General features: G+C 43.4%; 19 protein-coding genes, 3 tRNA genes and 2 other RNA genes. 23 read left to right on the top strand and 1 reads right to left on the bottom strand.

What is annotated here, in order from left to right; all coding sequences use genetic code 11:
- Positions 1-31 precede the first annotated feature (31 nt).
- The 22 genes from M1F03_RS13825 (at position 32) to phoC (ending at position 19,292) form a co-directional block, all read left to right on the top strand.
- On the top strand, positions 32-748 hold the full coding sequence (locus tag M1F03_RS13825) for a succinate dehydrogenase iron-sulfur subunit (protein WP_154621925.1): 717 nt from the start codon (positions 32-34) through the stop codon (positions 746-748).
- 304 nt (positions 749-1,052) lie between these two features.
- Positions 1,053-3,860: a 2-oxoglutarate dehydrogenase E1 component gene (sucA, locus tag M1F03_RS13820; RefSeq protein ID WP_154621926.1), complete on the top strand. Its 2,808-nt coding sequence runs from the start codon at positions 1,053-1,055 to the stop codon at positions 3,858-3,860.
- A gap of 14 nt (positions 3,861-3,874) precedes the next feature.
- Positions 3,875-5,089, top strand: a complete 1,215-nt coding sequence (odhB, locus tag M1F03_RS13815) for a 2-oxoglutarate dehydrogenase complex dihydrolipoyllysine-residue succinyltransferase (protein ID WP_154621927.1) — start codon at positions 3,875-3,877, stop codon at positions 5,087-5,089.
- Between the two features lie 132 nt (positions 5,090-5,221).
- Positions 5,222-6,388, top strand: a complete 1,167-nt coding sequence (gene sucC, locus M1F03_RS13810) for an ADP-forming succinate--CoA ligase subunit beta (protein WP_154621928.1) — start codon at positions 5,222-5,224, stop codon at positions 6,386-6,388.
- Positions 6,388-7,260 carry a succinate--CoA ligase subunit alpha gene (gene sucD / locus M1F03_RS13805; RefSeq protein WP_096618019.1) on the top strand — a complete coding sequence of 291 codons (873 nt, stop codon included), beginning with the start codon at positions 6,388-6,390 and terminating at the stop codon, positions 7,258-7,260. Before sucC ends, sucD begins: the two co-directional genes overlap by 1 nt.
- Before the next feature lie 1,499 nt (positions 7,261-8,759).
- On the top strand, positions 8,760-10,328 hold the full coding sequence (gene cydA, locus M1F03_RS13800) for a cytochrome ubiquinol oxidase subunit I (protein WP_154624831.1): 1,569 nt from the start codon (positions 8,760-8,762) through the stop codon (positions 10,326-10,328).
- Positions 10,329-10,342: 14 nt separating this feature from the next.
- Positions 10,343-11,482 carry a cytochrome d ubiquinol oxidase subunit II gene (gene cydB / locus M1F03_RS13795; RefSeq protein WP_154624832.1) on the top strand — a complete coding sequence of 380 codons (1,140 nt, stop codon included), beginning with the start codon at positions 10,343-10,345 and terminating at the stop codon, positions 11,480-11,482.
- 12 nt (positions 11,483-11,494) lie between these two features.
- A complete protein-coding gene (cydX, locus tag M1F03_RS13790; RefSeq protein ID WP_008912071.1) occupies positions 11,495-11,608 on the top strand; it encodes a cytochrome bd-I oxidase subunit CydX in 114 nt (37 codons plus the stop codon).
- 6 nt (positions 11,609-11,614) lie between these two features.
- A complete protein-coding gene (gene ybgE / locus M1F03_RS13785; RefSeq protein ID WP_154624833.1) occupies positions 11,615-11,902 on the top strand; it encodes a cyd operon protein YbgE in 288 nt (95 codons plus the stop codon).
- Positions 11,903-12,035: 133 nt separating this feature from the next.
- Positions 12,036-12,431 carry a tol-pal system-associated acyl-CoA thioesterase gene (ybgC, locus tag M1F03_RS13780; RefSeq protein WP_154624834.1) on the top strand — a complete coding sequence of 132 codons (396 nt, stop codon included), beginning with the start codon at positions 12,036-12,038 and terminating at the stop codon, positions 12,429-12,431.
- Positions 12,428-13,111: a Tol-Pal system protein TolQ gene (gene tolQ / locus M1F03_RS13775; protein ID WP_163862761.1), complete on the top strand. Its 684-nt coding sequence runs from the start codon at positions 12,428-12,430 to the stop codon at positions 13,109-13,111. Before ybgC ends, tolQ begins: the two co-directional genes overlap by 4 nt.
- Before the next feature lie 17 nt (positions 13,112-13,128).
- The gene (gene tolR, locus M1F03_RS13770) at positions 13,129-13,551 is read left to right on the top strand and encodes a colicin uptake protein TolR (RefSeq protein ID WP_154624836.1); all 423 of its coding nucleotides are present in this window, start codon (positions 13,129-13,131) and stop codon (positions 13,549-13,551) included.
- Between the two features lie 37 nt (positions 13,552-13,588).
- Complete coding sequence (gene tolA / locus M1F03_RS13765; protein WP_163862758.1) at positions 13,589-14,707, top strand: cell envelope integrity protein TolA; 1,119 nt, start codon at positions 13,589-13,591, stop codon at positions 14,705-14,707.
- 139 nt (positions 14,708-14,846) lie between these two features.
- Positions 14,847-16,139: a Tol-Pal system beta propeller repeat protein TolB gene (gene tolB, locus M1F03_RS13760; protein WP_154624837.1), complete on the top strand. Its 1,293-nt coding sequence runs from the start codon at positions 14,847-14,849 to the stop codon at positions 16,137-16,139.
- Positions 16,140-16,181: 42 nt separating this feature from the next.
- Positions 16,182-16,679 carry a peptidoglycan-associated lipoprotein Pal gene (gene pal / locus M1F03_RS13755; RefSeq protein ID WP_014657760.1) on the top strand — a complete coding sequence of 166 codons (498 nt, stop codon included), beginning with the start codon at positions 16,182-16,184 and terminating at the stop codon, positions 16,677-16,679.
- A gap of 21 nt (positions 16,680-16,700) precedes the next feature.
- Positions 16,701-17,468 (top strand): cell division protein CpoB, encoded by a 768-nt coding sequence (cpoB, locus tag M1F03_RS13750; protein ID WP_154624838.1) that lies wholly within the window; start codon positions 16,701-16,703, stop codon positions 17,466-17,468.
- 166 nt (positions 17,469-17,634) lie between these two features.
- Positions 17,635-17,710, top strand: a tRNA-Lys gene (locus M1F03_RS13745).
- Positions 17,711-17,740: 30 nt separating this feature from the next.
- Positions 17,741-17,816, top strand: a tRNA-Lys gene (locus M1F03_RS13740).
- 30 nt (positions 17,817-17,846) lie between these two features.
- A tRNA-Lys gene (locus tag M1F03_RS13735) sits at positions 17,847-17,922 on the top strand.
- Positions 17,923-17,965: 43 nt separating this feature from the next.
- Positions 17,966-18,094: non-coding RNA, RtT sRNA (locus M1F03_RS13730), on the top strand.
- Positions 18,095-18,137: 43 nt separating this feature from the next.
- Positions 18,138-18,266, top strand: a non-coding RNA gene (locus tag M1F03_RS13725) — RtT sRNA.
- Between the two features lie 279 nt (positions 18,267-18,545).
- A complete protein-coding gene (gene phoC, locus M1F03_RS13720) occupies positions 18,546-19,292 on the top strand; it encodes an acid phosphatase PhoC (RefSeq protein ID WP_154624690.1) in 747 nt (248 codons plus the stop codon).
- Between the two features lie 93 nt (positions 19,293-19,385).
- On the opposite strand, the gene M1F03_RS13715 is transcribed toward phoC, so the two are convergent.
- A complete protein-coding gene (locus M1F03_RS13715; RefSeq protein ID WP_154624691.1) occupies positions 19,386-20,261 on the bottom strand; it encodes an aminoglycoside 6-adenylyltransferase in 876 nt (291 codons plus the stop codon).
- A 252-nt stretch (positions 20,262-20,513) separates the two neighbouring features.
- Between M1F03_RS13715 and nadA the strand changes: the two genes are divergently transcribed.
- Positions 20,514-21,554, top strand: a complete 1,041-nt coding sequence (gene nadA, locus M1F03_RS13710; RefSeq protein ID WP_247048004.1) for a quinolinate synthase NadA — start codon at positions 20,514-20,516, stop codon at positions 21,552-21,554.
- Positions 21,555-21,570 lie beyond the last annotated feature (16 nt).

The following is a 21,570-nucleotide window of genomic DNA, read 5'->3' as shown; positions in this document are numbered from 1 at the left end:
TGGTGTTAATCCAGTTGCGGAGAAATGAACTATGAAACTTGAATTTTCGATTTATCGCTATAATCCGGATGTAGATAACGCACCACGTATGCAGGATTACACGCTCGAGGTTCCTGAAGGGCGTGACATGATGTTGCTAGATGCGTTGATCCAACTGAAAGAAAAAGATCCCACTTTATCATTCCGTCGTTCTTGCCGTGAGGGGGTATGTGGCTCTGACGGTCTGAACATGAATGGTAAAAATGGCTTGGCTTGTATCACACCACTGTCTGCTTTAATTCGTGGTGGGAAGAAAATTGTTATTCGTCCATTACCAGGTCTACCCGTGATTCGTGACCTGATTATTGACATGAGCCAGTTCTATACTCAATACGAAAAAATTCGTCCTTATCTGATTAATGATAATAAGAATCCACCAGCGCGTGAGAATTTACAGTCGCCGGCACAACGTGAAAAACTCGATGGGTTATATGAGTGTATTCTGTGTGCATGTTGCTCAACGTCTTGCCCATCTTTCTGGTGGAATCCCGACAAATTTATTGGTCCGGCAGGTCTTTTAGCCGCATACAGATTCTTAATTGATAGTAGAGATACTGAAACAGATGCTCGATTAGATGATCTGAACGACGCTTTTAGTGTTTTCCGCTGTCATAGCATCATGAATTGTGTCAATGTATGCCCTAAAGGACTAAATCCAACGAAAGCTATCGGTCATATTAAATCTATGTTACTAAAACATAGTGCATAAAACCGGTGATTACCTGCGGCACCTAAGTGCCGCAGGCTGTTGAATAGTAACAAAGTAAAAGCAAAAAAGTGAAAGTAATAAGCCAAACTGCAAATGATGAAGACGCGAGCTGACTCGAGGGGCCTTTAAAAACTGCAGACAGTTTTTAAAGGTTCCTTAGAAGGGGAGCCCGGAGTGATAAAGGGAAACCCAAAGTGAGAACATGCATAAAGCACGTCCAGAAGAACCTTTATCGAGGCCGCCTAAACGCGGCAATTAGTTAACCACGGCGAAAACTAAAGCTATCAAAGCTTAAGGGATCACAATGCAGAACGGCGTAATGAAGGACTGGCTGGATTCGAGCTTTCTGGCAGGCGCGAACCAGACTTACATAGAACAGCTCTATGAAGATTATCTAACTGACCCCAATTCTGTTGATGCTGGCTGGAGAGAAATCTTCCAGCAACTGCCTGGAGCAGGCACCAACGCTGAGCAATTCCACTCACAAGCACGCGATTATTTCCGTCGCTTAGCAAAAGACTCGACTCGTTATCATACCTCTGTTAGCGATCCTGCAATCGATGCAAAACAAGTGAAAGTTTTGCAGCTGATTAACGCATTCCGCTTCCGCGGACATCAAAACGCAAATCTTGATCCATTAGGTCTATGGAAACGTGAATCTGTTCCAGATTTAGATCCAGCATTCCATAATCTAACGAAAGAAGATTTTGACGAAACATTCAATGTGGGTTCTTTTGCAATTGGCAAAGAGACCATGAAACTGAGCGATTTGTATGACGCGCTGAAACGCATTTATTGCGGTTCTATCGGTGCGGAATATATGCATATCACTAATACTGAGGAAAAACGTTGGATTCAGCAACGCCTTGAATCAGTGAATGTCGCTGAGCAATTCTCTAAAGAAGAAAAACGTCGCTTCTTGGCTGAGCTAACAGCAGCAGAAGGGCTAGAGCGCTATTTAGGCGCAAAATTCCCAGGTGCAAAACGTTTCTCATTGGAAGGTGGTGATTCACTGATCCCAATGCTGAAAGATTTGATTCACCATGCGGGTAAACAAGATACACGTGAAGTCGTATTAGGTATGGCTCACCGTGGTCGTCTTAACGTATTAATTAATATCTTAGGTAAAAAACCAGCAGAACTATTTGATGAGTTTGCTGGCAAACATAAAGACCATTCAAGTGCTGGTGACGTGAAATATCACCAAGGTTTTTCTTCTGACTTTGAAACCGCGGGCTCACGTGTCCACTTAGCGCTGGCCTTTAACCCATCTCACCTTGAGATTGTTAGCCCAGTTGTTATTGGTTCTGTTCGTGCTCGTCGCGACCGCCTTGATGAAGGGCGTAGTAATATGGTTCTGCCAATCACTATTCATGGTGACTCGGCGGTAACAGGTCAAGGTGTTGTTCAAGAAACGCTGAACATGTCTCAGGCACGTGGTTATGAAGTTGGCGGTACAATGCGTATCGTAATCAATAACCAAATTGGTTTCACCACGTCAAACCCGAAAGATACCCGTTCAACAGAGTATTGCACCGATATCGTGAAGATGGTTCAAGCACCTATTTTCCATGTCAATGCAGATGACCCTGAAGCGGTTGCTTTTGTCACTCGTCTGGCTCTGGATTTCCGCAATACCTTTAAACGTGATGTGATGATTGACCTCGTTTGTTATCGTCGTCATGGTCATAACGAAGCTGATGAGCCAAATGCAACTCAGCCAATTATGTATCAAAAAATCAAAAAACATCCGACACCACGTAAAATCTATGCGGATCGCTTAATCGAAAGCGGTGTTGTGACTGCTGATGAAGTGACTGAAATGGTTAACTTATATCGCGATGCATTGGATAGAGGTGATTGTGTCGTTGAAGAATGGCGTGAAATGGGTCTGCACTCTTATACATGGGAACCGTACCTGAACCATGAATGGAATGAAGAGTATAAATCCACATTTGATTTAAAACGTTTACAAGAGCTTGCAGTTAAAACCAGTACTATTCCAGCTGAAGTGGTTACCCAGTCTCGTGTAGAAAAAATCTATGCAGACCGCGCGGAAATGGCGCAAGGTAAAAAACTGTTGGATTGGGGTGCTGCTGAAACATTAGCTTATGCAACCTTAGTTGATGAAGGTATCCCTGTTCGTCTGTCTGGTGAAGACTCAGGCCGTGGGACATTCTTCCACCGTCACGCTGTTGTACATAACCAAACGAACGGTTCGGTCTATGTGCCACTGCAAAATATCCATAATGGCCAAGGCGTATTTAATGTTTGGGACTCTGTTCTGACTGAAAACGCAGTGTTGGCATTTGAATATGGCTATGCAACCACAGAACCACGTGCTCTGACAATTTGGGAAGCGCAATTTGGTGACTTCGCAAACTGTGCTCAAGTGGTTATCGACCAATTTATTAGCTCTGGTGAGCAGAAATGGGGTCGTATGTGTGGTCTAGTTATGCTGTTACCACATGGCTATGAAGGTCAAGGTCCTGAGCACTCATCTGCACGTTTAGAACGTTATCTGCAACTGTGTGCAGACCAAAATATGCAAGTGTGTGTACCATCAACACCTGCTCAAGTTTACCACATGCTGCGCCGTCAGGCTCTACGTGGCATGCGCCGTCCTCTGATTGTAATGTCACCGAAATCCTTACTACGTCACCCATTAGCGGTATCGAGTATGGAAGAATTGGCGAATGGTAAATTCTTACCAGTTATCGGTGAAATAGATGAAATCAATCCGAAAAACGTGAAACGCGTCATTCTGTGTTCCGGTAAAGTTTATTACGATCTGTTAGAACAGCGTCGTAAGAACGAACAAACAGATGTTGCGATTATCCGTATTGAACAGCTGTATCCGTTCCCTCACGAAGATATCCAACAAGCGCTGGCGCAATATGCGCACGTTAAAGATTTTGTTTGGTGTCAAGAAGAGCCATTGAACCAAGGCGCTTGGTATTGCAGCCAACACAACTTCCGTGAAGCTATCCCAGCAGGGGCTACTTTACGTTATGCAGGTCGTGCTGCTTCTTCATCTCCAGCAGTTGGTTATACGTCCGTTCACTTAGAGCAGCAACAAGCTCTGGTTAATGACGCGTTGAACATTGAATAATTAAAGGATAGAAAATGAGTAGTGTAGAAATTCTTGTTCCAGATCTTCCTGAATCCGTTGCCGATGCTACGGTTGCCACATGGCATAAAAAACCAGGTGATAGCGTTGAACGTGACGAAGTGCTGGTTGAAATCGAAACGGATAAAGTTGTATTAGAAGTTCCTGCAAGTGAAGCGGGTGTATTAGAAGCTATCGTTGAAGATGAAGGCGCAACTGTACTGTCTAAACAGCTGTTAGGTCGTATTCGCTTAGGTGACAGCACGGGGATGCCTGTTGAAGTGAAATCCACTCAAGAAGCTGCACCTGCACAACGTCAAACAGCGAGCTTGGAAGAAGAGAGCAATGATGCACTTTCTCCAGCGATCCGTCGTTTAGTGGCTGAGCATGATCTCAATCCTGCTGACATTAAAGGCACGGGTGTTGGTGGTCGTTTGACTCGTGAAGACGTTGAGAAACACTTAGCAGCGAATAAATCAGCTCCGGCGGCTAAAGCTGAAGCGCCAGCTGCACCACAAGCACCTCTGGCTCATCGTAGCGAAAAACGTGTTCCTATGACGCGTTTACGTAAGCGTATTGCTGAGCGTTTATTGGAAGCGAAAAATAACACCGCGATGTTAACGACGTTTAACGAAGTTAACATGCAGCCAATTAAAGATCTGCGTAAGCAATATGGTGAAGCATTCGAAAAACGTCACGGTGTACGTTTAGGCTTTATGTCTTTCTATGTTAAAGCTGCGGTTGAAGCACTCAAACGTTATCCTGAAGTGAATGCTTCTATTGATGGTACAGACGTTGTTTACCATAACTATTTCGATATCAGTATTGCTGTTTCAACGCCACGTGGTCTGGTCACCCCAGTATTGCGTGATGTTGATGCAATGAGCATGGCTGATATTGAGAAGAAAATTAAAGAACTGGCAGTCAAAGGTCGTGACGGTAAGCTGACTGTTGATGATCTGACGGGTGGTAATTTCACCATTACCAACGGTGGCGTATTCGGTTCTCTAATGTCTACTCCTATCATTAACCCACCACAAAGTGCAATCTTAGGCATGCATGCTATTAAAGATCGCCCTATGGCGGTTAACGGTAAGGTTGAAATTCTTCCAATGATGTACCTTGCACTATCTTATGACCACCGTCTGATTGATGGTAGCGAGTCAGTTGGCTTCTTAGTCGCCATCAAAGATATGCTGGAAGATCCAACTCGTTTACTGCTGGACGTATAGCAACATAACAGGGCAGGGTATGACCTGCCCGGTCTGAAGTAACCGATGCAACCGGTTCGCCGGTTGCTAAATCAGTAACAATTGCAGGAGGCGAATAAACGCCTCTTCAGACTCAATTATGGATAGAACATCATGAATTTACACGAGTATCAGGCAAAACAGCTTTTTACACGCTATGGTTTGCCAGCACCAACGGGTTATGCCTGTACATCAGCAACTGAAGCTGTAGAAGCAGCAAAAAAAATCGGAAACGGCCCATGGGTTGTTAAATGCCAAGTTCACGCGGGTGGACGTGGTAAAGCTGGTGGCGTAAAAGTGACAAATGATATCAATGATATCAAAGAGTTCGCTGATAAATGGTTAGGTAAAAACCTTGTCACTTACCAAACAGATGCAAATGGTCAGCCAGTTAACCAAATTTTGGTTGAAAACGCGACTGACATTGCTAAAGAACTGTACCTAGGTGCGGTAGTTGACCGTGGCACACGTCGTGTTGTGTTTATGGCATCAACGGAAGGTGGTGTTGAGATTGAGAAAGTTGCTGAAGAAACGCCAGAGCTTATCCATAAAGCTGTTATCGATCCATTAACGGGTCCTATGCCTTTCCAAGGCCGTGAGTTAGCGTTCAAATTAGGCCTAACGGGTAAACAAGTTAGCCAATTCGCTAAAATTTTCATGGGTCTAGCAACGATGTTCCTAGAACGTGACCTTGCACTCATCGAAGTTAACCCATTAGTGATTAATACCGAGGGTGACCTTGTTTGTTTAGATGGTAAATTAGGTGTTGATAGCAACGCGCTATATCGTCAAGCAGAAATGCGCGAAATGCATGACCCATCTCAAGAAGATGCGCGTGAAGCACAAGCAGCTCAGTGGGAGCTGAACTACGTTGCGCTAGATGGCAATATCGGTTGTATGGTTAACGGTGCAGGTCTTGCTATGGGGACGATGGACATCGTTAAACTGCACGGTGGTGCACCAGCTAACTTCCTTGACGTTGGCGGCGGCGCAACGAAAGAACGCGTAACTGAAGCGTTTAAAATTATCCTTTCAGATAAGAGCGTGAAAGCTGTTTTCGTTAACATTTTTGGTGGTATCGTTCGCTGTGACCTGATTGCAGACGGCATCATTGGTGCAGTAGAAGAAGTTGGCGTAAATGTACCAGTAGTGGTTCGTTTAGAAGGTAACAATGCAGAGTTAGGTGCGAAAAAACTGGCAGATAGCGGCTTGAATATCATCGCAGCAAATAGCCTGACAGATGCAGCTAAGAAAGCAGTAGCAGCGGCGGAGGCTAAATAATGTCTATTTTAATTGATAAAAACACCAAAGTAATTTGCCAAGGTTTCACTGGCGGTCAAGGTACATTCCACTCTGAGCAAGCTATTGCTTATGGTACAAAAATGGTCGGCGGTGTAACGCCAGGTAAAGGTGGTACAACTCACCTAGGTCTGCCTGTATTTAACACCGTTCGTGAAGCTGTAGAAGCAACAGGTGCTACTGCCTCTGTGATCTATGTTCCGGCTCCTTTCTGTAAAGATTCGATCCTTGAAGCTATTGATGCGGGCATCAAACTGATTATTACGATTACCGAAGGTATTCCAACTCTGGACATGCTGACTGTTAAAGTAAAATTAGATGAAGCTGGCGTTCGTATGATCGGTCCAAACTGCCCAGGTGTTATCACTCCGGGTGAATGTAAGATCGGTATTCAACCCGGTCACATTCATATGCCAGGTAAAGTGGGTATCGTTTCTCGTTCAGGTACACTGACTTATGAAGCGGTTAAACAGACGACAGATGCTGGTCTTGGTCAATCAACATGTGTTGGTATCGGTGGTGACCCTATTCCGGGTTCAAACTTCATTGATATCCTGAAAATGTTCCAAGAAGATCCACAAACTGAAGCGATCGTGATGATCGGTGAAATTGGTGGTAATGCTGAAGAAGAAGCGGCTGCTTACATTAAAGACCATGTAACCAAACCTGTTGTTGGTTATATTGCCGGTGTAACTGCACCTAAAGGCAAGCGTATGGGTCACGCAGGTGCAATTATCGCGGGCGGTAAAGGTACTGCTGATGAGAAATTCGCTGCATTAGAAGCGGCCGGTGTTAAAACGGTTCGTAGCTTAGCGGATATCGGCGATGCAGTAAAATCACTGCTAGCAAAATAAGTTTAGTCGTTTGAACTGACGATTAAACCCAATTAAGCCCGCATTCAAATTCGAATCGCGGGCTTTTTATTTAAAAAGATGAAATTGCAACTCCTGTTCAAGCGCAATTAACTCTGTGGTCAGTGTGTATTCTCAGAACTCAGATCAGGTGGCTGAATCATAAGTTGAGTTGCTGACAACATCTTCGAGTACGTACTTACCTATCTATCGCTATCCATCCTGGCATCAAACGCGCGACTGTTATCCATCCATTGGTCAATTTTTTGTGTATCCGCGCTTTGTATGGTCGAGAGAAATTTCTAGCCTATAGGCTTTAAAAAAGCGTCATGATTGAGAGCAACGCCTAAATACTCGAATATTTTTTGATTGTGAAATCAGGGGCTTTGCAAGTAAAGCCGCCAACGGCGGTATGTATCCCTTTCTACACGATGAACCTATGTCTACCACTCATGATAACCGTTTTACTGGGTGATGTGGGGGAGGGAGTGCAAGCCTAGCCGTATTCTGCCGTACGGTGGCACGTTTGGCGGTATTTGGGCGATCGAAGGTTTCTCTTTTAAATGATAAAACCGTTATTCAATAGCGATTTATTTCACAAACAATCATTCAGAATCAACAGTATGCTAAAAAGAAGCCGCTGATTCTTGCTATAGCGCTAGGAGCGAAGCAAGCTACGTGCGATGTCCTAACAAGGGGGGCGTAAATTGACAGGCTACAATGCTGACTGAATGCGCTTGTGGATACTTTGGCGTTGAAGAGTATCTCACGTCGTTGATGGCAGTATTCTTGTGATTACTTGAATAAATAGATAGTCAATCAAGGATAAACTGCTGGTTATTTCGTCATTTTGGTGGGCTAAATAAGCTATTTTTTGTCAATCAACAGATATAATGCTGATGAATTGTGTTTCGTTAATAATAACGGTGTCGGTCAGAATTAATTAATCAGAAATAGCAAGTCATCAGAATTTATTTAGTAATTAATAAAAGTCATAATAAAAACAAAATAGGCTAAAATTATAAATTAAATTATCTTTTTATGAAGTTTCAAATCAAAAGTTAATTTTTTTAGGTAGTCTTTTAGAAAAATAAGAATATTTGTACTATTCTCAATAACACTCAATTAACATTTAACTAACCATTAATTGATGATAAGGATAATCAATTAACAATGCTTAAAAAATTGACGTAAATCAATTCATTAGTGCTGGCATTATTTTTCTAAATTGCTTAAATTGGTGCTCGATCAAATACTCGTTTTTCTATTATAGGGTATAATTATTGATATATATTCAGAATTCAAATCTGAATCACGCAAAAGAAGTTTATTGTATGTGAAGATAAGCGTACTATTATTATAGTGTCGTTAGAGTTTTGAATTTTGTTAATTATTTGTTGTTTTGAGGCATTTTTTGCTGGTAGTTAAGAGGCTTTCTTTAATTTTATTGGAAGCTGGGTTGCCGCAAGTCGGTGTCTTCCTGCTAGGAGCAAGGAGTCAAGATGTTTGATATTGTCGAACTGTCAAGATTACAGTTTGCCTTAACTGCGATGTATCACTTCCTATTCGTGCCATTAACGCTCGGTATGGCGTTTTTGCTTGCGATTATGGAAACGGTATATGTGCTGTCTGGTAAGCAAATTTATAAAGATATGACTAAGTTCTGGGGCAAGTTATTTGGTATTAACTTTGCTCTAGGTGTTGCCACTGGTTTGACTATGGAGTTCCAATTCGGTACTAACTGGTCTTACTATGCCCACTATGTTGGAGATATCTTCGGTGCACCTCTTGCAATCGAAGGTTTGATGGCATTCTTCCTTGAATCGACCTTTGTTGGTTTATTCTTCTTTGGTTGGGATCGTTTGAGCAAGACCCAGCACCTTGCAGTTACTTGGTTAGTCGCTTTAGGTTCTAACTTCTCTGCACTGTGGATTCTTGTTGCGAACGGCTGGATGCAAAACCCAATAGCAGCAGACTTTAACTTTGAAACTATGCGTATGGAAATGGTTAGCTTCTCTGAGCTAGTCTTAAACCCAGTTGCACAAGTTAAATTCGTTCACACCGTTGCTGCTGGTTACTGTACTGGTGCGATGTTTGTATTGGGCATTAGTTCTTACTACATGCTTAAAGGTCGTGACCTTGCATTTGCTAAACGTTCATTTGCGATTGCTGCAAGCTTTGGTATTGCGGCTGTGTTGTCTGTTATCGTTCTTGGTGATGAATCAGGTTACGAAATGGGTGACGTACAGAAAACCAAACTGGCTGCGGTAGAAGCTGAGTGGGAAACGCATGCACCACCTGCGGCGTTTAACCTAATTGCTTGGCCTGACACCGAAAAAATGGAAAACAAATTTGCGATTGAAATTCCATGGGTGATGGGGCTTATCACAACACGCTCACTCGACACGCCTGTCTTAGGTCTGAAAGATCTGATGAAGCAGCATGAAGTTCGTATCCGTAACGGCATGATCGCATACGGTGAACTGCAAGAGCTGTTAGCGGGCAATAAAGATCCTGAATTACGTAAGTCTTTTGAAGCAAATAAGAAAGATTTAGGTTATGGTCTTCTGCTGAAACAATATGCACCAAACATTGTTGATGCAACTGAAGCACAGATCCAAAAAGCGGTTAAAGATAGTATTCCAAATGTCGGTCCATTGTTCTGGGCATTCCGTATCATGGTTGGTGTCGGTTTCTTACTACTGATTATCATCGGTCTCTCCTTCCTTTCTGTTGTTCGCAACCGTATCGGCCAAAACAAATGGCTGCTGCGTACCGCATTGTTCGGTATCCCATTACCATGGATTGCGATTGAATCAGGTTGGTTTGTTGCAGAATATGGTCGTCAGCCTTGGGCTATCGGTGAGGTTCTTCCTGTATCCGTTGCACACTCAAACTTGACAACCCATGATCTGATTTTCTCTCTAGCTCTGATCTGTGGTCTGTATACACTGTTCTTAATTGCTGAATTGTTCCTAATGTTCAAATTCGCTCGTAAAGGGCCAAGCAGCCTGAAAACTGGCCGCTATCACTTTGAACAGAAAAACAGCTCTGCACAAGACGTTCAGTAAACAGGAGTCCACTTATGTTTGATTATGAAGTTCTTCGATTTGTGTGGTGGATTCTAATCGGCGTTCTGCTGATTGGCTTCGCTGTCACGGATGGCTTTGACATGGGCGTCGGCTTCTTATTACCAATTTTAGGTAAAACAGATACTGATCGCCGTATCATGATTAATGCGGTTGCACCGCACTGGGATGGTAACCAAGTTTGGTTAATCACTGCCGGTGGTGCGATGTTCGCGGCATGGCCACAAGTTTATGCTGCTGCATTCTCTGGTTTCTATGTCGCTATGATTTTAGTGCTAGCTGCGCTGTTCTTCCGCCCAGTCGGTTTTGACTACCGTTCTAAGCTGGAAAATCCAAAATGGCGTAACATGTGGGACTGGGGTCTGTTTATCGGTGGTTTCGTTCCACCACTGGTTATCGGGGTTGCGTTTGGTAACCTACTGTTAGGTGTTCCATTCCAAATCGATAACCAACAGTACCTGACTTATACAGGTAACCTGTTTGGTCTGCTAAACCCATATGGCTTGTTAGCGGGTGTTGTTAGCTTAATGATGATTGTGACTCAAGGTGCAACTTATTTGCAAATGCGTACAACGGGTGAACTACACCTACGCGTTCGTAAAGCAACTTATGTCACTGCATTACTGACCCTAATCGCATTTGCGGGTGCAGGTGCTTGGTTAGTGATGAGCATTGATGGTTATGTGGTGACGTCAACTATCGATACATTAAGCGTATCAAACCCACTGAATAAAACAGTTGAGGTTGCATCTGGCGCTTGGTTGACTAATTTTAACAACTACCCTGTATTGTGGGCTCTGCCTGCGCTGGGTGTGGTTTTACCACTGTTAACGATGCTGTTTAGTAAAGCAGACAAAAATGCGCTTGCGTTTGTGAGTTCATCACTGACTATCGCATGTATCATTTTAACTTGCGGTGTTGCTATGTTCCCATTCATTATGCCTTCAAGCATTATGCCAAACGCAAGTTTGACTATGTGGGATGCAACATCTAGCCTGTTTACTCTGCAAGTTATGACAGTTGTTGCTATTATCTTTGTTCCAATCGTATTGGCTTACACAGCGTGGTGTTACTACAAAATGTTTGGCCGTTTGGACAAAAACTTTATCGAAGGCAACAAGCATTCACTGTATTAAGGAGCATAACATATGTGGTATTTTGCCTGGATCCTCGGCACGCTGTTAGCTTGTAGTTTTGCAGTGATTGCAGCTCTAGCGTTAGAGCATGCGGAAGACAAAGCCGCAGCTAAAGATGGCGAGTAATAAATAATGCTGGTGGATAAATGCTATCAGCTATTGGATAAGGGGCCGATAAGGTTCCTTATCCTTTTATTAGCTTTGGTGATTGCGGGAAGCGTTATGTGGGATCCGACCCAATTCGCTGCAAAAACCAGTTCATTCCTAATTTGGCAAGGGTTATTACTTATTTGGGCAACGTGTAGCGCGATGATCTTTGGGGTTGGTTTTAGACCTAACAAATTGATTTGGCGAACAGTTTTCCATCCATTACCTGCTGTCATCATCCTTATCTGGGGCTTGGTTAAAGTCCTCAGCTAATCTAATTGTCAATTATGGGTCTGCGGATCCATAATTTTTTTTTGATAACTTTACCCCTAGGTCATTCCAAAGCGACACCGTCTTGAGTATAGTGGCACGGTTAATTAATTTAACCTAGGATGGAGTGGTTGTTATGTTATTTCGTTGGCCTGTTCGCGTCTATTATGAAGATACAGATGCGGGCGGTGTGGTTTACCATGCACGTTATCTTGCTTTCTTTGAACGAGCTAGAACCGAGATGCTACGGGATAAAGGTATCAATCAACAAAGTTTACTAGCCGAGAACATTGGATTTGTTGTTCGGAGTATGACAACTGATTTTGTGAGAGCAGCTCGGCTGGATGATTTATTGGAAATTGAGACACAAATCGTGGAAATGAAGCGTGCCTCTTTAACCTTTCAACAAAGGTTAATTGATTCACAAGGTAACCTGCTTTGTGGGGCGACAGCCCTGATTGCTTGTGTGGACATATCAAAAATGAAGCCGACAGCGCTTCCTAAGTCTATTGTCGCGGAGTTTAAACAGTGACTGACATGAATATCCTGGATTTATTCCTAAAAGCGAGCCTATTGGTTCAGATCATTATGTTCGTTTTGATTGGTTTTTCTATCGCTTCTTGGGCCATCATTATACAGAGAACAAAAATTTTAAATGCGGCCACTCGAGAGGCTGAAGCGTTTGAAGATAAATTTTGGTCAGGTATTGAGTTATCGCGTTTATATAAAGAAAGTCAGGCACGCCGTGATTCGCTAAGTGGGGCAGAGCAAATTTTCCATGCGGGCTTCAAGGAATTTGTGCGTTTACACCAAGCTAATATTCACGCGCCCGATGCGGTGGTTACGGGCGCGTCTCGTGCTATGCGTATTTCGATGAACCGTGAACTTGAATCTGTTGAAGCGCATATTCCATTTTTGGGTACCGTTGGTTCTATCAGCCCTTATATTGGGTTGTTTGGTACTGTTTGGGGAATTATGCATGCCTTTATCGCGTTAGGTGCGGTGAAACAAGCGACGCTACAGATGGTGGCACCGGGAATTGCAGAAGCGTTGATTGCTACTGCAATTGGTCTGTTTGCCGCGATCCCTGCTGTTATGGCGTATAACCGTTTGAACCTGCGTGTGAACAAGCTAGAGCAGAGCTACGATAACTTTATGGAAGAGTTTCTGGCTATCTTACATCGCCAAGCATTCTCTGCTGACAAGAAATAATACGAGGGGATAAGCGAATGGCGCGCAATAGTCGCAGACGTGAGCTGAAATCCGAAATCAATATTGTTCCATTATTGGATGTATTGTTGGTGTTACTGCTAATTTTTATGGCGACAGCACCGATTATCTCTCAAAGTGTGGAAGTTGATCTGCCGGATGCCACAGATACCCAAACTGTATCATCAAGTGATAATCCACCGATTATTTTAGAGGTGGCGGGCGTTGGGCAATACAATATGTTAATTGATGGTGAGCGATTAGATTTGCTGCCACCAGAACAGATTGCCGCAGAGGCGAAAGCTCAATTAGAGAAAAATCCAAAGGCGATTTTCCTCATCGGTGGTGCAAAAGAAGTTCCTTATGATGAAGTGATTAAGGCATTAAATATTTTGCATCAGGCAGGCATCAAATCCGTCGGCTTAATGACTCAACCCATGTAGTTTGAGTGAGTAACGATTCTTTTTTTGGATACCAATTGTGGGAAAGACAAAAGAGAAAAAAGATAATTTTAGGCGCTCTTTGTTGACATCAGTAGCACTGCACGTGCTACTGATTGGCCTAATTATAATTGGTTCCTTAGTCTCCGTCGTCAAACTTGGCGGTGGCGGAGAAGAGGGGACTGTTATCGATGCTGTAATGGTCGACCCAGGCGCAGTTGTCCAACAATATAATCAAATGCAGCAACAAGAAAACAGCGCCAAACAGGCCGCTAAAGAGCGCAAAGAGAAAGAACAGAAACAAGAAGCTGAGTTAAGGGAAAAGCAAGAGCAGGAACAAAAGCGCCTGCAACAGCTTGAACAAGAACGTATTCAGAGCGAGCGTGAAGCTCAAGAACGACAAAAACAAGCTGAGCAGCAACAAAAGCAAGCGGCAGAAGCAGCGAAAAAAGCGAAGGAAGAGCAAAAAATTGCTGAAGAAGCGGCTGCAAAAGCAAAAGCGGAAAAAGAACGTTTGATTAAAGAGCAGGCTGCCGCGAAGGAAAAAGCGGAAGCTGAAGCGAAAAAAGAGGCCGAAGCTGTAAAAGCCAAGGCTGCTGCCGATGCTAAGGCGAAAGCAGAAAAAGAAGCCAAAGAAAAAGCAGAGAAGGAAGCGAAAGCTAAGGCAGATAAAGAAGCCAAAGCTAAAGCTGAAAAAGAAGCGAAAGCTAAAGCCGAAAAAGAAGCAAAAGCCAAAGCTGCTAAAGCGAAAGCAGAGGCCGCTAAAAATTCGGCTTCCGTTGATGATTTACTTGGCGATTTGACTGCTTCAGGTCCAAGTAAGCAAGGTGGTGCTGCTTCCGCTGGTCAAGGTGGTGGAAAACGCTCAGGAGCATCAAATGCAGATGTCGATAGTTATGCAGGTAAAGTAAAAGCAGCGATTCAGAGTAAGTTTTATGATTCAGACACTTACCGTGGACGGACGTGTGAACTTAAGTTACAAATTGCATCGGATGGTTTATTAGTAAACATTACACCTAAAAGTAATGCTTCTAATGACCCAGCGCTGTGTGATGCGGCAATCAGAGCAGCAAAACTTGCCACGTTACCGCGTCCATCGCCAGATGTGTATGAAGCATTTAAAAAACAAGGAAGTACAGTTATATTTAGTCCAAAATAAGATAAGTCGGAGCTGTCTGTATTGAATTTATGTCTGCTATAGCATAAATAGTTCTTACAATATCTAGTTTTGTTAGTATACCTTTGTTAAAATTCAGCGAATTATTGTGGCGGTGAATTCCACAGTAAGGGAGATAAGGATGAAGCAGGCTTTTAAAGTAGTTCTCGGGTTCTTAATGCTATGGGCAACAGTGGCTCAGGCTGAAATCCGTATTGAGATCACGGAAGGTGTAAACAGTGCTCAGCCAATAGGTGTTGTGCCTTTTAAATGGTCTGGCTCAGGTACGCCTCCGCAAGAAATCGGACAAATTATTGGTGCTGACTTGCGCAATAGCGGCAAGTTTAATCCTATTGACCCTAGCCGTATGCCACAACAACCGGGTACCGCTTCTGAAGTTACGCCAGAGGCTTGGACAACACTTGGAATCAATGCTGTTGTTGTAGGTCAGATTCAACCTGCGGCAGATGGTAGTTATGTGGTTAGCTATCAGCTCGTTGATGTTGCGGGTAGCCCAGGCACTGTTTTATCTCAGAATCAGTATAAAGTGACCAAAGAGTGGTTACGTTATGCAGCCCATACCGCAAGCGATGAAGTTTTTGAGAAGCTAACAGGTATCCGTGGTGCATTCCGTACTCGTATCGCCTATGTGGTCACAAATAAAGGCGGTCAATACCCATATGAATTACGCGTTTCTGATTATGATGGCTATAACCAATTTACAGTTCATCGTTCTCCAGAACCGTTAATGTCGCCAGCATGGTCACCTGATGGTGAGCGTTTGGCGTATGTAACATTTGAAAGTGGCAGTTCTGCTCTGGTTATTCAGACACTGTCTACTGGAGCTGTTCGTCAGGTGGCATCATTCCCTCGTCATAATGGTGCGCCGGCATTTTCTCCAGATGGCACTAAACTGGCATTTGCACTATCAAAAACAGGTAGCTTAAATCTTTATGTGATGGATTTAGCGAGCGGCCAAATTCGTCAAGTGACTGATGGGCGTAGTAACAACACTGAACCTACTTGGATGCCAGATAGTCAAACGTTGGTCTATACCTCAGACCAAGCGGGTCGCCCGCAAATTTACAAAATTAATATTAATGGCGGTAGCCCTGAACGTGTGACCTGGGAAGGTACACAAAATCAGGACGCTGATGTTAGCCCGGATGGATCTTTCATTGTAATGGTCAGTTCCGGTGGCGGTCAGCAGCATATCGCCAAACAGGATCTGGCAACGGGTAACGTTGAATATTTAACGAAAACGTTTCTAGATGAAACGCCGAGTATCGCACCTAACGGCACTATGGTTATTTATAGCTCCTCTCAAGGCTTGGGGACTATATTGCAGCTAGTTTCGACCGACGGGCGTTTCAAAGCGCGTCTTCCGGCTACCGATGGACAGGTTAAATTCCCTGCTTGGTCGCCGTATCTGTGATGCATAATAATAATGTGTGGCAAACTATTAAGGATCAAAACGATGCAACTGAATAAAGTGCTTAAAGGGCTGATGATCGCATTACCAATCATGGCAGTCGCAGCTTGTAGCTCTAACAAAAACAATGACCAAAATGGTGCGGATTCTTCAATGAACCAAACTAACTCAGGTCTGTCTGCGGAAGAGCTGGCACGTCAGCAAATGCAAGAGCTGCAAAATAACAATATCGTTTACTTCGGTTTCGATAAATACAACGTATCTCCAGAATATGCTGATATGTTAGACGCTCACGCTGCATTCCTGCGCAACAACCCATCTGTTAAAGTTGTTGTTGAAGGTCACGCGGATGAGCGCGGTACTCCTGAGTACAACATCGCACTGGGCGAGCGTCGTGCTAATGCAGTTAAAATGTATCTGCAAAGCAAAGGTGTAGCAGGCGATCAAGTTTCTCTGGTTTCTTATGGTAAAGAAAAACCAGCAGTGTTAGGTCACACAGAAGCTGATTACGCTAAAAACCGTCGTGCAGTAATTGCATACTAATTAATAAGCGAATTATCTCTTATGAACAGTAACTTCAGACATTTATTTGTAGGTCTGTCGTTATTGGTTGGTGTAGCGGCCCCTTGGGCCGCTATTGCCCAAGCGCCAATCATTAATGTCGGATCCGGATCATCCGGTGACCGCCTCACTCAGCTTGAGACAGCAGTTAACTCTCAAGGCCAGATCTTATATCAAATCCAGCAACAGATTGCTGACAACCAACGCGATATTGATATGTTGCGTGGGCAAATTCAGGAAAGTGAATATAAACTGAATCAAATTGTTGAGCGTCAAAAAGATTTGTATATGCAACTAGATCAGGTTAGTGGTGGAGCGGCAGCATCGCCTGACTCAGCAGCAACGAATTCTTCCTCTTCGACCACCCCTGCACCAGCAGCATCGGGCGGCGGTGAAAAAGAAGATTATAATGCTGCGGTTACACTGGCGATGAACAGCAAATCTAAAGCGCAAATCGATGAAGCTATCGGTGCACTACAAAGCTTTGTGAAAAATTATCCTAAATCGAACTATCAATCGAATGCTAACTATTGGTTAGGGCAACTTAATTACAATAAAGGTAGCAAAGATGACGCGGCATTCTATTTTGCCACTGTTGTCAAAGAATACCCTAAATCTCAAAAAAGCAGTGAAGCCTTGTATAAAGTCGGTTTGATTATGCAAGACAAAGGGCAAAAGGATAAAGCGCGAGCGGTATACCAGCAGGTATTGAAGCAGTATCCAAATAGCTCTGGAGCGAAGCTCGCGGAGAAGAAACTCAGCTCGTTATAATGATTAACCCCGAAGAAGTGGTTACCGAATATTTCGGGGTTAACCGTATGATAAGTGTGCATTCAATCGTTTTTTTCAAAAAAATCATTGCACCATCGTCAGAAATCAGTAATATAAGCCGCCGTTGACACAAGAATAAATTGTGTTGATAAACGTATTTTAAAATGGGTCGTTAGCTCAGTCGGTAGAGCAGTTGACTTTTAATCAATTGGTCGCAGGTTCGAATCCTGCACGACCCACCATTTTAAAATTCAAAATCAGATATAGTAGATGGGTCGTTAGCTCAGTCGGTAGAGCAGTTGACTTTTAATCAATTGGTCGCAGGTTCGAATCCTGCACGACCCACCATCTTAAAGTTCAAAACCAGATATATCAGATGGGTCGTTAGCTCAGTCGGTAGAGCAGTTGACTTTTAATCAATTGGTCGCAGGTTCGAATCCTGCACGACCCACCATCTCACTTATTTCTCTAAGTCATCCAGCAAACGTTGAAATTACCGATTGCACTAAACGTGCCGGTGAGACGCTGCGTTTAGGTTCGAGCCGAGCGAAGCGAGACCGCGTTGCGCTTGTCGCAACGACCCGAAGGGTGAGGCCAAAGGCCAAATCATCCTGCACGACCCACCCTCTCACTTATTCCTCTAAATCATCCAGCAAACGTTGAAATTACCGATTGCACTAAACGTGCCGGTGAGACGCTGCGTTCAGGTTCGAGCCGAGCGAAGCGAGACCGCGTTGCACTTGTCGCAACGACCTGAAGGGTGAGGCTAAAGGCCAAATCATCCTGCACGACCCACCCTCTCGCTTATTTCTCTAAGTCATCCAGCAAACGTTGAAATTACCGATTTCACTAAACGTGCCGATGAAACGCTGCGTTGAGGTTCGAGCCGAGCGAAGCGAGACCGCGTTGCGCTTGTGGCAACGACCCGATGATTGGAACGTATGACGCTTCCTTTTTTGAGAACTCACTCAAGGTATTGAATACAGATTTAGACTAGTCTAAATAAAGCATAAATAATTGATCATATTGTAAAATATAAGTTATTTATTTTAAGTAATCATAGGCAAGGACTAACGGATGAAAAAATTATTAGCGGTTTTCTGTGCAGGGGCATTTGTTTCAACGAGTGTATTTGCGGCCATTCCGCCAGGAAATGATGTAACCACTAAACCGGATCTTTACTATTTAAAAAATGCTCAAGCGATTGATAGCTTAGCATTGCTACCACCACCACCCGAAGTTGGCAGTATTCTGTTTTTAAATGATCAGGCAATGTATGAAAAAGGGCGTTTATTGCGTAACACAGAGCGAGGTAAACAAGCTGCGGCAGATGCTGATCTCGCTGCTGGAGGAGTGGCAAATGCATTCTCAGAGGCGTTTGGTTACCCTATTACTGAGAAAGACTCGCCAGAAATTCATAAATTACTCACCAATATGATTGAAGATGCGGGGGATTTAGCGACTCGTTCTGCAAAAGAAAAATACATGCGGATCCGCCCGTTTGCATTCTATGGCGTTGAAACCTGTAACACGAAAGACCAAGATAAATTATCTAAAAATGGTTCTTACCCTTCAGGACATACATCAATTGGCTGGGCTTCAGCATTAGTGCTATCAGAAATTAACCCTGAAAACCAAGACAAAATTTTAAAACGCGGTTATGAACTCGGTCAAAGCCGTGTGATTTGCGGTTACCATTGGCAAAGTGATGTTGATGCGGCACGTATTGTTGCATCAGGGGCTGTAGCAACGCTGCACTCTAATCCTGAGTTTCAAAAACAGCTACAAAAAGCGAAAGATGAGTTTGCTAAATTGAAAAAATAGTTGTGATAAAACAGAACTGCCTTGCTGATTTATCTGTAGCAAGGCGGTTTTTTATTGTGAAGTGGTTGGTGAGGTTAATAGAAAGCGTCTAAATCAAATATTTTCAGGGAGTAGGCTATTATCCTGCAATAAACCAATCACTAGCGTTTGCATCCTTTGGCTCAATGTATGATCGATAGGGTAGTTAAGGTGTTGAGCAATCTCGGTTGTGACTTCATCGAAGCATGACATCAATAGGTGCAAAGATTGAGCCGCTTGCTGTGGGGTTCGATAGTCAAAAAGGGTTTGAGTGGCCTGTTGTATCCGTTCAGGCATCCACGATTGATAAGCTTTTCCATGGTACCACACATCTTGCTGACCATGACTTTTGATAGAGGCGAGGAGTTCAACCATGGTTAATAAGGCCTTTTTCATATCAACATCTCTTGACCAAGCACTCCAGAGTTCATCACGTGACAGGGCGATAGCGACTTGGTGTGCCTCATACCAGAACTCGTTACAGATAAATGTAAACTTCTTCTGGGTAAGTTGCTTGGGGGGAAGTTGAGCTTGCTGACTTTCAGGGAGTTTTTCCGTAATACCCGTTTTATCGAGTAACACGGTATAGCCGCGTGCATAGGTGTTATCAAGCCCATGTTGAGCCATTTTTTGCAGTCGAGAGGGTTCTGCGAATGTAAAATCGACCTTTCTGCCCTGTTCATAAATCGCTAAACAAGTTGGCCACTCAGGCTCATTTTCACCGCCATTCATAAGATGCAATGCAACCAAAGGTTGAGCAAACGTATTAATCCATTTAGGGTTATGAAAAAGGTCTGTTACGCCTAAACCGATTAATTCAATATCGATATCTGAATAGCGATCAATATGTTGTTCCCTTCCTCTAGAGCCCGTTAAAATGACCGCTTCAATTCTAGGATCGATTAAAGAAACAGAAATAATTTTATTTATTAAAGATGCAGGTGATTCCATAACTAACCCATCGAATTTATAAAAACGGTTAAGATACCTGTAAAGTCAATGAAATGCTAAGAAACATAACAATTATAGATGTTATTATTTAGTTATTGGTTTGAATTAACAAAATAATGGCTGAAAAATCGACGAGACTTCCTCGATAAATTAGCGTATCTTGTTTAGTATATAAAACAAAAAGGTGCTGTTTTACTTATTTTATCGCTAATTTTAGAAATAAAATTGCGTTATGCTAAACAGAGGCGGAAGATGAGCGAGTTTATTGATTTTAATCAGTCGGTTTACCCATTCCCAGCGAAACCCACACGATTAAGCTCTGATGAGAAAGCGTTTTATCGTGAACGCATCAAGTCTTTACTGATTGAAAAAAATGCGGTTATTGTTGCACATTACTATACCGATCCCGATATTCAAGCATTAGCGGAAGAAACGGGGGGTTGTGTTGCTGATTCCTTAGAAATGGCTCGTTTTGGTGCCCGCCATTCTGCCTCCACATTATTGGTGGCCGGTGTGCGTTTTATGGGGGAAACGGCTAAAATCTTAAGCCCAGAGAAAACGGTATTAATGCCGACACTTGACGCAGAATGTTCTCTCGATCTCGGATGCCCCGAAGATGAATTTGCGCATTTTTGTGATCAGCATCCAGACCGTACGGTGGTAGTCTATGCAAATACTTCAGCAGCGGTTAAAGCTCGAGCTGACTGGGTTGTGACATCCAGTATTGCTGTGGAATTGATCGAACATCTTGATAGTTTAGGCGAAAAAATTATTTGGGCGCCGGACCGCCATCTTGGCCGCTATGTTCAAAAGCAAACCGGAGCAGATATTTTATGTTGGCAGGGGGCCTGTATTGTTCATGATGAGTTTAAAACTCAGTCTTTAACTAAAATGAAAGCGCTATATCCTGAAGCCGCTGTATTAGTTCACCCTGAATCGCCTCAAGCCGTGGTTGACCTTGCGGATGCCGTTGGTTCAACCAGTCAATTAATTAAAGCTGCACAAACGTTACCGAATCCTTCAATGATAGTTGCGACGGATAAAGGCATCTTTTATAAAATGCAGCAGGCTTGCCCAGATAAGTCGTTATACATCGCACCTACCGCCGGTGAAGGCGCGACTTGTCGTACATGCGCCCATTGCCCTTGGATGGCAATGAATGGACTTAAGGCAATAACACAGGCGTTAGAGAGCTATGGTGAACAGCACCAAATTCATGTGAGTGATATTTTGCGTGAAAAGGCAATGCTTCCCTTAAATAGAATGCTAGATTTTGCAGAGAGTCTAAAATAGGTAGGGAGTCGTTTTG

Source organism: Providencia sp. PROV080 (assembly GCF_033688105.1).
In the GTDB taxonomy this organism is placed as follows: Bacteria; Pseudomonadota; Gammaproteobacteria; order Enterobacterales; family Enterobacteriaceae; genus Providencia; species Providencia zhejiangensis.
Note: the sequence above shows the minus strand (reverse complement) of the source record. Positions and strands in the feature narration are given on the sequence as shown.